Source organism: Sulfitobacter sp. 1A15258, assembly GCF_043557045.1.
GTDB classification, from domain to species: domain Bacteria; phylum Pseudomonadota; class Alphaproteobacteria; order Rhodobacterales; family Rhodobacteraceae; genus Sulfitobacter; species Sulfitobacter faviae.
This window is the reverse complement of the sequence record NZ_JBIFFK010000009.1, coordinates 61,796-74,492: the sequence shown is the minus strand read 5'-3', so window position 1 is coordinate 74,492 and position 12,697 is coordinate 61,796. Positions and strand designations below refer to the sequence as shown.

Sequence of the window (12,697 nt, the reverse complement as noted above, 5' to 3'; positions counted from 1 at the left end):
GGTGAGACTTTTTTCGAGAAACTGCACGATTTGATTATCGGCCTCAGAAAAAGGTTCTTAGTTCATTTTTAGGCACTGCAGGTGCCGCTCAACTGAAACCATCACATAGGAAAGGATACACAGATGGGACTGGATATGGGCTTTTACCGGGATGGGGAGGAGGTGTTTTACCTGCGCAACCACGACCGTCTCTTTGACGCGTTTGCGAAAGGCTCTGGAGGTAATGTCTATGAGGGCTATAGCGACTTCTATGTCACCCTCGGCACGTTAGCAGTGGTTGCGACCATGCTCGAAAAAGAGCTCGCGGCTTCGGGCCTCACTCTGGCCGATGCTTTGTCCGACATCCCCGAGGAATTGCACGATTTGGATGCACGGGCTGCGGAATGGAAGGACCTGCTGCGCTACTACCCTGCGGTTGTCACGTTCCTTGCCAATGACATCGTCGAAAACGGCCCTCTCATTTGCAGCTGGTCTGCCTGAAGGCGAGGCGCCGGGTAGAGCAGAAGAGCTTCCGGCGCTGCAAGACCAAAAGCCGTCGCCCCCCCCTCAAACCTCTGCGCGGCGACGTGGCTCCGCTTTACCTCCCGCGAACTCAAAAATCCAAAAAGGTAAACCGAGCTTGGTGTTCACGGCATAAAGGCGGGAACAGGCATTGTGAATTTTTTTGCAGAAAAGCACGAATATGATTACCGGGTCCAACAAAACGCCCCCAGATATTTATTAGGCCGCCGAACAGGCGGCTGGAGATTGAGGTTTTGCTGGCCTGCCGGTTGGACCCATCTCTTCAACGGGCCTACTTTCACCGCCGAAGAGGCGGCTTAGAAGACGAACGGGAGCATGCTTCCTCTGACCTGGGCCCATCAGGCAACCCGCTCAAGAAGCGGTCCAAGATAGGAGTTCCGCCGCCGCGCGGTTGCTCCCATCTTCTTACCAGGGCCCCCTTCGGGGGGCCTTGGGTTCACCGCCGAATAGGCGGCTGGAGATTGAGGTTTTGCCGACCTGTCGGTTGGACCCATCTCCATAACGGGCCTGCTTTCACCGCCGAAGAGGCGGCCTAGAAGACGAACGGAAGCTTGCTTCCTCTGACCTAGGCCCATCAGGCACCCCGCTCAAGAAGCGGAGTGAGATGAGAGTCCCGCCGATGCGCGGTTGCTCCCATCTTCTTACCAGGGCCCCCTTCGGGGGGCCTTGGGTTTACCGCCGAAGAGGCGGCTGGAGATCAGGGTTTTGCCGACCTGCCGGTTGGACCCATCTCCATAACGGGCCTGCTTTCACCGCCGAATAGGCGGCTGGAGAACAGGGTCTTGCCAACCTGCCGGTTAGGCCCATCTCTTCTCTATTATTTGAAGTACCGTGCTCATGATGTCGCTCTGAGCCGGGAAAATCTTGGAGACGATATGTCGATGGCGGCGGATTGTAGCTATTCGGGGTATACGCCCCGCCTGGTCATTTTCGATGAGACAGCTTCGCCTTTCCGAGACTGGCTGGAGAGTATGTGCCGCGACCACGGCGGAGAGGTTTTCCTGGGCGAGGCGGCTTGGGCGCATATCACCGAGCAGGCCAGTCCGATTGTCCGAACTTGCATTGAGCGCTACTGTCGCGATCCTCTGTCTCTGGTGGCGGCCGAGCAATCGGGGGCGGCTTAGAGGACAAAGTTTAATCCTGATGTTGCCGCGACGCCCCGGCCAGAAAAGCTAAGCGAATTTCCTGGAGTTGCCCGGCAGGCCCGCGGTTATCACCGGGTGGGTGGGCCAGAGGGCCGTTGGCAACTGTCCGCTACGCCCCAGGGGCCGGGCGGAACGGAGAACTTATGCGGGAAGTTTGGCCCTGGAAGGCAGGACGCTTGAGCATTCCTTTCTCTGGCCGGATCGGCGGAAGGCGAGCGCACCACCTTGCAGGAGACATAGAAGGATGAGGTAAAATGGACATCCCATTGGAGATCGCGTGGCATAATGTCGAGAAGTCAGAGCCCCTTGAAGGGCGTATTCGAGAGGGGGAGTTGGACTTCAGCGAACTTTCTTGACTGTGAAATAATAATCAGTCCGCGGTGTTGTTTCGCGCGTCGTCAGTTTTGTGGGTGCCCGCTTCCGCCGCTGCGATCTTGGCCGCTTCTTCCTCTCCCTTCCACTGATCTACCTGCTCCTGCGCGCGCTCCGCCACGCCTTCAGGCGCTTTCGCATGTTAGAACATCCGGCGCCTGTTCGTAGCTGTAGCGAAGCAGCCCAGTTCAAAGAACATTTCTTCGATCTGATCGGGTGCCTCGTCTTCGAGCCAGTCGATCCATTCGTCGAAGGTTTCAGCGATAGCAAGGCGGGCCTCACGCTGGACCTTATCGTCCTTTCGGGCCTGTTGACCGGCGATGATGCCGATTGAGATCATCGCTTTTTCCATGCGGGCCTGCATGGATGGCGACATTTCGAATTTCGTTTTCTTCGTTGCACGCGCGGGCTTGCGGGACAGTGACTTCTTCATCGGTAATGCTCCAGATTTTGGTTTGCGATTTCACCGGAGCCTCGGGTTTTCTGCCCGCCGCAACCGGCTTGCAAACTATATGGCTACGCAAATTTTTGTCTGGTCGCAGAACGGTAAAACAAATTTTGAGCTTCGACATAAGCCTCTGATGTTAATTGTTTTATTTTCTGAAGTGCGCTGGTTTCTCTTTCTGGTGAAATACTTCAAGCATCCCCGTTTTCCGCGCACCATCATCCATTTTGCGGTGCGGTGGTATCTGCGCTACCCTCTGTCCTATCAGGACGTGGTGGATCTGCTCGCAGAGCGGGGAATCACTATTGATCGGTCTACGGTGTATCGCTGGGTTCAGAAATTCTGACCTGAATTGACCAAACGGGCGGAAAAGTTTTTACGCCGGGCCAGCGTCGATTGGCATGTTGATGAGACCTATGTGTGGGTGAGCGGCAAGTGACGCTACCTGTGGCGGGCCGCCGACGCGAATGGTCAGATGGTCGATTTTCGCCTCACCACACGACGGGACGCGAAGGCTGCTAAAGCTTTTGTGAACAAGGCGATCGAGCGTGTGCGACTGCGCCGGCCCGTGACAATTGTGACCGACAAAACGCAGACCTATTGACGCGCCATTTGCGAAATCAATCATCGCTATGATCCACATTTTGACAGCATGCGACACATCAACAGAAAGTGGCGCAACAATCTCATCGAGAGCGATCATGCAGCCATGAAACGGCTTCTTGGCTACCGACAGAGCTTTCGATCCTTGCGATCAGCCAAAGCGTCCCTGAGTGGGATTGAGACGATCAGAACTATCAATTGGATCCATCATAAGCAACCAGACGTTCGAGGGGAGATAAAATTCATCGGCCAGTTGTTTGCCGACGCATGATCCGGAAAACCTACATCGACCCAACCCGGCCTCACCTAAACAATGCAACAGTCCCCGTTGCCCTCAGTCGCCGCGCAGCAGCGGATCGGCGAGCCCTTCCAGTGCATAGCTGTCGGCAAGGCTGAAGACAGGCTGGTCCGGCTGCAGGGCAGCTGCCAGCATCTCGACATCGTCTGGCGTCATCGCCTCTCCGTACAGCGCCAAGGCTGCCAGACCTCGGCGCATCGCGTCGTCGAATTCCTCCGAGTCATAAGTTTCGGGCCAGTCACGCGACACCCTCACCGCCTCGGGGTCCGAGGTGCGCGCACTAACGGCGCCGCCGGGAAGACTGGCTAGGTCGTTCAGACAGCCCTCACCGCAATTGTCCCCTGGTACGAGCGCGATCCACTTGCGCCCGCCGAGCAACACCGCCAGATACATGATCCGTGCCTTGGCCACCGAGACGCCCTCGTCCAGCAGCATCTCGTAGAACACCCTCTGTGTGCGCCAGTAACTCCGCACCCGGTTTTCGGGATAGGTATAGTGGTCATGCACCACCGCGGCCTTGATGAATTCGGGATCGAAGGGTTGCCCGATCAGCGGCTGCGCCCAGTCAGGGATGGACGCACCGTCTGTGGTGCCGGTTAGCACCTCAGGCGCTGCGCCCGGGTCCCGGCGCGACGCCTTCCAGTACGTGTTCCCAGCATCGGCGTAGGTTAGGTCGTTGACCAGCAGGCAGCGCCGCTCAACCTCGCAGCCCTCTGACTGAAACAGCAGATCGCCCTCGAAGCCTGGGGCGACGGCCATCATCGTGGAGTCCTGCGTATCCTGCAGCGGAGACTGATCAAAACCGTAAAGCCCGTTGATTGCGGCGATGTCGCACGCGGCTAGACTACCGCGCTGCCCTATCTTCGCAGGATTGCCGGTCCAGGCCCCGCCGGGATTGGACTTTGGTGTAATCACGAAGGATCCCGCCGCATCAGTACGGCCATAGTGCAGCATCGAACTGTAGCAGTAGGGGCCGACGTCTTGAAACCACTGCGGATCGGCGTCGAACTGCGCCTTCATTAGCTTCGTAGCAGTCGAGGAAAAGGCGACTTCGATGAAATTCGAACGGTCCGAGCGTGCGTTCTCGTGATGCATGCCCAGCACGTGGCCGATCTCGTGCGCGATGCTGCCCCATTGGCACCAGTCCGCCAACTGCACCATGCGCGCGCCGGATCTCGGGCGTCCCAAAATCGTCTGGCAGCTGTTGCCCTTGGGATCGTCGAAGAATACTACATGGCTTGACTGTGGAGACCCCGAGATCTCGTCAAAGCGGATCGCGGTCTTAGATTCCCAATGCCGAATTGCCTGGCGCACCCGCGGCACCCAGTCCCCAGGCACGCTGGCATCGATGCGGTAGGGGATCCTACCGCCGGGCCACAAAAGTGAAGTGTCTTTCGTGACCAGGCCGAATAGCCCGCTGTCGACCTCCGCAAGGCCTTGCAGCGAAATACCGCCTCGCGCCTCAAGATCAAACAGTTCGGCTGCGGTGCCAAGGACGATATCGCCCTGATAGACCGCGTTGCCGCTGGCGTCGGTCATAAAGCCGATTTCGTAGATCTGCCCGCCGATCTCGATGTCGACGGTCTCGAGAACGCCCTCTGCTTGACCCGGCGGCTGCAATTCGTCCGACGCACGGGCCAATGCGAAGCTTTGGGCGGCGGCGCCATGCGCCAGAAATAGAGACAAGAGTACACTCAGGTAAGATTTAACAGGCCGGATCATGACTCGCTCCTTTCGACGGCGAACTTGATGTCCTCGATGTCGGACAGATTGATAGTGTGGCTGCCCTCGTCAGTTTGCAGCACCACCGGATCGCCGCCTCGGACGTCGCAGAGCTGAGACAGGAACTCGTCCTGGTCGCTGATCAGATCGACATACCACAGCCGGTCAGCACCTTGAGTACCATCGGGCTTGGGGTAAAGGCGGAGCATATGATGAGAAGCGGTGTAGCCGAAATCGCAGACCGCGTTCATGCGGAACGACCGGCGCCCAGAAATCTCAGTGATCCGGCCGCGCAGTGTCGTCAGTGCACCGTCCGTGTCACGAAAGGTCACGATGTCCTCGTAGATCCGTAGCGCGTCCACCGGATTCAGCACGCGTCCCATTCGAATTTTGCCCCGCGCCACGCTGAATTCTAAGTCAGCGCTAGCCAGCAACCGCGCCCGCAGCCAAGGTGAGCGCTGTTTTTCCGATGGCATCACGCTGTTAAGGACCGACGCGGTGAAGGTCACAATTGGTGCAGCGAAAGACGTGCCGCTGAATTGGCTTGTGTCGTACACGCCCTCGCGTTTGGCGCGGAGGGCCGCTACATTGCAGCCTGGCGCACCCAGGAACACCACGTCCTCGCCGTGATTCGAGAACCACGCAAGACCCGGCGGCCGACTGCCAGAGTCCATCGCGGCGACCACGATCATGTTCCAGCCGCCGTGCTGCGCGTCCGCGGCGTCCGTGCCCCAGCTTTGCGGCTTCAGTCCCTTGACGGTCACCGGCTGCCCTTTGTCGCTGTCGTTGTTACCGAGGTTTCCGGCTGCGACCACCAGCAGCGGCGCCAATGGGTTAAAAAGGGTATCCTGTATTCCACGCAAATAGGCGTCGTTGTCGTCAACCGACCCAAAGCTCAGGTTGACAATGGAGGCTCTGTTTTTGCGGATCGTCATCGCAACGTTATCCAACAGGGTAAAAACTAAATCTTCGGGGTCCGGCCCTCGTTTCCGGTAGCCTCGGTAGATCCGTTTGCTTTGGACGGTGATCGGAAGCCCCTCAGTGCGACTGAGATCCATAAGACCGGGGCCTCCCAGTGCTAGGCTGGTAACGGCAGTGCCATGCACCACATTTTTCATCTCCGGCTCCGGCATGTTGTCCATGCTATTGGCACTGGAATGGCCGTCATTTCCCCCCATGAGAGCCCATTCCACCCCGCCAAAATCCGCAGTCTCTAACCGGAAGAAACCACCGTCTAGGATCAGTATCTTGGTCCGGTTTGCTGACTCGCCCAGAAGCGTTTTCTTAGCCGCGATGGCGCCGCTCACAGCCTCGCGAAAGTCCGCTTGGAATCTAGAACCACCCCAAGCCGACGGAGCGTCCTGTGAACATCTTCTTGTCGCCCCGGAGTCGCCTACGTCCTTGAAGATCGACAGCTGCGAGCGCTCGAGCGGAGGCGCCTCCTCATAGGTGATACCAAGTAAGTCAGTCTGTATAGAAAGGCCCCCGGCCGAGGCCGGGTTCCAACCGTTTTCCAACAACGCCGATCGGCTGCGGAATTGCACCTTGGCGGTTTGCGCCACCGGCGCGGCCGATATAATGGGCACGCTCGCATAAAACGTGTCGATGTCACGGACCCGACTGCGCGGGTTTAGCGTAGTCGCCACATCTGCGGGCAGATCCGATAGGCGGATTCGCACACCCGACGCCTCGACGTTGCAAAATGCAGGATTGCTCTGGCAGAACGGCCGCGTCAGCGGGACCTCCTCCAGCTGCGGCACCTGCTGGCGCGCGTCGATGGCCGCGCCCACGTCGCGCAGCACCCCGTCGGTGATGTCGTTGTCAATGGTGGTGAGAGCCTGCCTCAGAGCGCCCTGCGCCGTGCTGCGGTCGATGCCCATACCTTCGAGATTCCGCACCAGGGCGAAGCCTTCATAGGCTAAGCGACTGCGGTCAGTCGAGTCGATCCCCGCGTTGCGCAAAATGGCCTCGGCGCTCACGGCGAGGCCCGCCACGGTTGCACCATCGTCAAAGCCAGCCAAAATGGTTCTGGTGTCGTTCGGAGCTGATGCGGAAATCTGCGGCGCATCCAGCATTGCAGTGGCTGGCCCACTCTGGGCTTGAGCCGTGTATAACCTGCCGGGGGCGTCGCGTTCGAAGATACTCGACAGCGTATCATCGCGGCTGGGCAAGCGCCCGACCAAACGCACCTCCTGTTCGTCCGGCAGGCAGTCCGGTACATCGGTTTGCTCTGCGTGAACGAAAAAGAGTCCATCTGCGTCCACGTTTCCGCCTTGCATCCTGACCGCCTCGGCAAACACCTTTCGGTTGTTGGGCGACACAAACCCGCAGGTTTCGCGTACCAGATCGTCCAGTGACCCCGCGGTCCGCAACGCGGCCGTGGTGACTGAATTTTCGGCGATGAACCGCGCCGTCTCGTCTGAAATCGCACCCCGGATCGGAATATTGGCAAAAAAGGCGGAGTCCTCTGCCGGCGCTTGAGTCGCGGCAAATACCAGAATGAAAAAACAGACGCGGAAATTCGGTGTCGTCATCACGAAACCTCAATCAGAATAATTACCTACAATACACGATTTACGCGATTCCACCAAGCGTGTCGGCCTACAGGTCAATGCTCCAGATTTTGGTTTGCGATTTCACAGATGCCTTGGGTTTTCCGCCCACCGCATCCGGCTTGCAAACTATGTGGCTACGCAAATTTTTGCCTGATTGCAGATCGGTAAGGAAAACTAGGAGCTTTGACATAAATCAATGATATCGAGAAATTCATTTCTGAAGTGCGCTAATTTCTCTTTCTGGTGACATGTTTCCGCGGGCGTCAGCGGCTGTCATCGCTGCCAGATATTCGCCCTCCGAAACGGCCCTTCGTGGTGTAAGAATGCGCGCGTCTGTGAGTTCACGGTGAAGTGCAGTCCTTGATATCTCGTTTTACGCCAACCGGTTCTGTATTTCCATCAGGTTGCTTTCAAAGACCTCAGCGGGCGTCCGGTAGCCAAGACATTTGCGCGGCGTCGCGTTGAGGCGGTGGCAAATCGACCTCAAATATCGATTTGTGAGCGCCGTCGGTGCGGTTGATCTTGGCAGGTATCGACGCAACCTGTTGTTCGTATTCTCAACAGTGCCTTTCTGATAGGGCGCTTGCGGGTCACAGAACCAGGCTTCCGCTCCGATTCCGGCCTTGAGATATTTCCAGGCCGAGAACTCGGTGCCGCGGTCGAAGGTGATTGACTTGCGCGCGTCGGCGGGCAGGGGAACCAACCCGTTGATCAGGGACTCCATGATCGGTTTGGATTGTCGATCTTCATTACGCATCACGACGGCATAGCGGCTGACGCGTTCCACCAATGACGTCACGTTTACCTTCCCATGCTCCTTGCGGAACATCATCAAGTCGCACTCCCAATGGCCAAATTCTAAGCGTTCTGAGACACGCTCAGGCCTGTGTGCCAGGCTTTGAATGTCGAATATGTGGGTTCTGTTGTGCCTGCGGTAACCACGCGGCCGACGGCGGCGGCGATGCTCGGGGAGATGGCGGTAGAACTGTTCCTCGCGACCGTCTTTGGAATAGGCAAAGCGATAGATCGTCTCGTGGCTCACGCGGATCGGGTGCCGTTCGAGCCGCATCCTGCCGGCTATCTGTTCGGGCGACCAGCCAGCCTTCAGGCGGTCTTCGATGGCGGCTTTCAAATCAGGGTGAATGATCATCTTGCGATGGATCGCGCGGCGCTGCTCATATTTGTCCTGAGCGACGAGCGCGTGATACCCGTTTAGCTCAGGCAGTTCGCCGTCCGTGTACCGATTACGCTTAATGTCTCGATAGATCGTGGACGGATCGCGACCCAGTCGATCCGCGATCTCTGAAATCGGCATTTTGGCTTCAAGCCACTTTGCAAGCTTGCGACGTTCGTCCAGATTCAGGTGACAGTAGTGAATCCCCATTCTTCATACTCCATGCAACTGTCTGTATTTGTAAAGAATTTGCACTTCGTTTGTGAATCCACCCAGCATCAAATCAGCTTCCCAATGGCCGAACTGACGGCGATGAGCGACATCATCGGGTCGGAATAGAATGCTGACATCGCGGTGGAATTTGGGTTCTCTGCGCCTTCTGGTGCGACGTGGTCTGCGGGCGACACGGTGGGTCGGTAGATACCACCATAGGTCTTCGCGCTGACCTTCCTTGGAATAGATGTAGCGATAGATGGTTTCCTGACAGACCCTGAGGGGCGCGCGCTCGTGGATCATACGGTTACTAATCTGCTCTGGTGTCCAGCCGTTCTTTATACGCTCGATCACGCGCTTACGAAGCTCAGGATGTTTGATCAGTTTGCGCTCTCGAGCACGACGTTCCGCTTGCATCATATGGGCAGCGGCACCGTAATAGCCATCGCATCCCGGCATGCTCTCATCCGAGAAATAGTTGCGCTTTAGCTCGCGAAATATCGTTGATCTGCAGCGCTTCAGAACGCGCGCCATCTCGTCAACTGGGACCTTAGCGTGTCTCCAGCGTTCTATCTTGCGTCGTTCTGTGATACTCAGTTGGTCGTAAACGGCTCCCATACCGATTCCTCTCATTAGATAAACTACTGTTTTCTAACAAGAGTCGCACTTGAGGGTAGCGCGCGCCGTCGCTGGATATTTGTAAACACCATTCAGAAATGTCACTGGGTTTGCAAAGCAGGAATGTCACTACTGGGCGCGACGGTAGCAAGGCTTTGCAGCCCGGAGACCCCACATATCGAAGGGCTGAAAAGCCTTGCGGGGATTGGCTTAGAGACCCAGCTTCCGTTGTTCGGTCTGATTGTAGAATGCTCTGACGCCGTCTTCGCGCACGATCTTTTCAAAGGCACGCCACGCAAGGACATCACCAAAGAAGGGCGGATTGTCTGAAATCGTCAACGTGCCGAATTGGTTCTCAACTGACAGGATCCAGCCGGGATCGATGCTGGTCTTGTAAATCTCGACGTCAAAGTGATGCCCGTCGATGGTGACGGTCTGGGTGTATTCGGAAAAGATGATCTCTGGCTCGTCCTCAGTCATACCGTCGATTTTGGCCTATTCCGCCGCCTGCGCAATCTTCTTCTTGGCTTTCGACCCTGAGGGCCTGCCAGGACGCCGCCCATTCGGTTTATAACCCATCTTCTCGGAATTTGTCCGCACCTTCGGCTTTGGCGGCGCGGCGTCCTGCATCTCCTTGATGTGTTCCAGAACTGCGCTCAGGTTTTTGTTGCTGGTGATTGCCGCATGGGTGACGCGCTGATCCATGTCGAAGACTGTGTAGGGCAGGGAGCGGCCTTTGGAGCGCACCTCGAACCGGCCATCAACAAAGGCGTAGGTGTCCACGTATTTGCCAACCAGCCCGCGCGTGATGTCACTCTCTTCGAGCATGATCCGCTTGCGGTCGTAGGAGAACGTCAACTGCCTGCCGACATAGCGGTTCTCGCGCCAGCACAGCACATCTGCCAGCCGATCCGGCTCGACATTGAGCGCGCGATGCAGGTTGTCCGACCTGGCCGGGGCCTTGGCGAACCTGGCGTTGTGGCGGCCTTTGAAGCCTTGCAAATAGGCGTTTCCAGCTTCCATGTCTGAAATGCCCGCGATGCGCAGTTCCTTGACCAGCCGATCCTGCAACGTGCGGTTGGCGCGTTCGACACGGCCTTTGGCCTGGCTCGAATTGGCGCAGAGAATCTCGATGTTCAGCTCACTCAGCGCCCGACCAAACTGGGTGATCCGCGCACCACCCTTGGCGTCCTCTTTGGAGACACGGAACACCGTGTGCTTGTCAGAATAGAACGCGACCGGGCGACCGTGTTTGTGCAGATAGCTTTCCAAAGCTTCAAAGTAGCTGAACGTGCTCTCTGACTTCACAAACCGCAGTTCCATGAGCGTGCTGGTCGCGTCATCAATGAACACAAGCAGGGTGCAAGGTGGTGCGCGGTCTTCAAACCAGCGATGGTCCGAGCCGTCGATCTGGATCAGCTCACCGAAGCATTCCCGGCGCAGGCGAGGTTGATGAAACTGGCGGCGCTGCTTGCGAGACAGCCAGATGCCATCTTCAACCATCCACTTGCGCACCGTCTCACGCGAGACCTTTAACCCATGATGTTCGGCCAACATCTCAGCCGCAAGCGTCGGCCCGAAGTCCGGATAATGTTCCTTGATGACGGTCAGCGCATAATCGCGTTTGGCTGAGTGGATTTGGTTGTTCGGCGCGCGCCCACGCGACTTATGCCGGATCGCTGAGGCGCCGTCCTGGCGGTATCGCTTTAAAAGCCGAAACACTTGCCGCCGTGTCAGATCCAACATGTTCGCCGCATTAGCTACCGTCAGCCGACCATCGTCGACCTGCGCCAAAACCTCAACGCGGTTCAACTCGCGCTCACTCATCGTCACCCATCCCATGTCCACTAATCCTCGCTACCGTATGCAAGGAGAGTGACACTTCTGCTTTGCCGATGGGTGACATTACTGCTTTGCGTGGTGTCTCAAGGGTCGTTGCGACAGTTTCCGCTATCTCAGTTTCCTCAACTCTTCCCTGAACGCTTCCGTCGGTGTGCGCCAACCAAGGCACTTTCTTGGCGTGCCGTTGAGGCGGTCACAAATCGCCTTCATATTGCGATTTGAGAGCGCCGCGAGCTGGGTGTCACGGGGAAGATATCGCCGTGCGCGTTTGTTGAGGTTCTCGACCGAGCCTTTTTGCCAGGGTGCTTGTGGGTCACAAAACCAGCTGTCAGTGCCGATGCCCGACTTGAGCTTTCTCCACTCCCGGAATTCGAAACCACGGTCAAAGGTGATCGATTTGCGGGCCGGCTGGGGTAGGGGTTCCATCACATCCATCAGCTTGCGCATGAAGTGGGTCGAACTGCGGTCGTTGTTGCGAAACAGGACGGCGAACCTGGTCTTGCGTTCGACGAGCGAAGCCACGTTCATCTTGCCATTGGCACGTTCAAAGATCATCAGATCGCCTTCCCAGTCACCGAACGCCTCGCGTGTCTTCACATGTTCAGGGCGCTCGTGAATGGACCGATCCAGCGGGAATACCTGGTCTCGGGGGCGTCTGGCATACCGGGACCGTCGTTTCTTGCGACGACTTGGAAGGTATCTGGCTAATTCTTCGGATTGTCCCTCAGCGCTGTAAACATGGGCGTAGATCGTCTCATGGCTGACGCGAATGGCATGTCCTTCGAATGTAAGCCGACCGGCAATCTGCTCGGGCGACCAGCCTTCTTTCAACTGAGTGATAACAGCCTTCCGAAGCTTAGGGAGACGGATCAATTTCCGCCGCCGCGCACGTCGAGCTTCTGCCTTCCGCTGTGCAATCACACAATAGTAGCCACTGAGATTTGGCATTTCGCCATCAATGTAAAAATTCCGCTTTATGTCGCGATAGACTGTTGAGCGGTGTCTCCCAAGCTCAGCGGCTATTTTGTTGATCGAGAATTTTGCTCTGAGCATGTCCTCGATGATGCGTCTTTCACGCAAATCCAGCTCTGTATGTGCCATGTCTGTTCTCCTTGCTTTTTCAGCAAGATACCGGAAGTGTCGCAACCCAGTTTAGAATGTGCCCCGGCTACAATATTTTAGCCTGTA

Annotated in this window: 10 protein-coding genes and 1 pseudogene; 3 read left to right on the top strand and 8 right to left on the bottom strand. The window is 57.1% G+C overall.

Annotation, left to right across the window (positions count from 1 at the left end; translation table 11 throughout):
* Positions 1 to 123: 123 nt before the first annotated feature.
* On the top strand, positions 124 to 480 hold the full coding sequence (locus tag ACGYK9_RS16520; protein ID WP_394414106.1) for a hypothetical protein: 357 nt from the start codon (positions 124 to 126) through the stop codon (positions 478 to 480).
* A gap of 1,701 nt (positions 481 to 2,181) precedes the next feature.
* Here ACGYK9_RS16520 and ACGYK9_RS16515 read toward each other — a convergent pair.
* Positions 2,182 to 2,391 (bottom strand): hypothetical protein, encoded by a 210-nt coding sequence (locus ACGYK9_RS16515; RefSeq protein ID WP_394414103.1) that lies wholly within the window; start codon positions 2,389 to 2,391, stop codon positions 2,182 to 2,184.
* A 10-nt stretch (positions 2,392 to 2,401) separates the two neighbouring features.
* Between ACGYK9_RS16515 and ACGYK9_RS16510 the strand changes: the two genes are divergently transcribed.
* Positions 2,402 to 2,830, top strand: coding sequence for a hypothetical protein (locus ACGYK9_RS16510; RefSeq protein WP_394414100.1), 429 nt, complete (start codon positions 2,402 to 2,404; stop codon positions 2,828 to 2,830).
* A gap of 129 nt (positions 2,831 to 2,959) precedes the next feature.
* Positions 2,960 to 3,358, top strand: a pseudogene (locus ACGYK9_RS16505) (DDE-type integrase/transposase/recombinase).
* 63 nt (positions 3,359 to 3,421) lie between these two features.
* Here ACGYK9_RS16505 and ACGYK9_RS16500 read toward each other — a convergent pair.
* The 7 genes from ACGYK9_RS16500 to ACGYK9_RS16470 form a co-directional block, all read right to left on the bottom strand.
* Entirely contained in the window at positions 3,422 to 5,107 is a 1,686-nt protein-coding gene (locus ACGYK9_RS16500; RefSeq protein WP_394414097.1) for a M12 family metallopeptidase, read from the bottom strand.
* Positions 5,104 to 7,641, bottom strand: coding sequence for a S8/S53 family peptidase (locus ACGYK9_RS16495; RefSeq protein ID WP_394414094.1), 2,538 nt, complete (start codon positions 7,639 to 7,641; stop codon positions 5,104 to 5,106). Before ACGYK9_RS16495 ends, ACGYK9_RS16500 begins: the two co-directional genes overlap by 4 nt.
* 394 nt (positions 7,642 to 8,035) lie before the next feature.
* A complete protein-coding gene (locus tag ACGYK9_RS16490; RefSeq protein ID WP_394414091.1) occupies positions 8,036 to 9,046 on the bottom strand; it encodes an IS30 family transposase in 1,011 nt (336 codons plus the stop codon).
* A 3-nt stretch (positions 9,047 to 9,049) separates the two neighbouring features.
* Complete coding sequence (locus ACGYK9_RS16485; protein WP_394414088.1) at positions 9,050 to 9,667, bottom strand: IS30 family transposase; 618 nt, start codon at positions 9,665 to 9,667, stop codon at positions 9,050 to 9,052.
* 210 nt (positions 9,668 to 9,877) lie between these two features.
* Entirely contained in the window at positions 9,878 to 10,147 is a 270-nt protein-coding gene (locus ACGYK9_RS16480; protein ID WP_088636303.1) for a hypothetical protein, read from the bottom strand.
* A 15-nt stretch (positions 10,148 to 10,162) separates the two neighbouring features.
* Positions 10,163 to 11,509: an ISNCY family transposase gene (locus tag ACGYK9_RS16475; protein ID WP_348156470.1), complete on the bottom strand. Its 1,347-nt coding sequence runs from the start codon at positions 11,507 to 11,509 to the stop codon at positions 10,163 to 10,165.
* 108 nt (positions 11,510 to 11,617) lie between these two features.
* Positions 11,618 to 12,610, bottom strand: a complete 993-nt coding sequence (locus ACGYK9_RS16470) for an IS30 family transposase (RefSeq protein WP_067629841.1) — start codon at positions 12,608 to 12,610, stop codon at positions 11,618 to 11,620.
* Positions 12,611 to 12,697 lie beyond the last annotated feature (87 nt).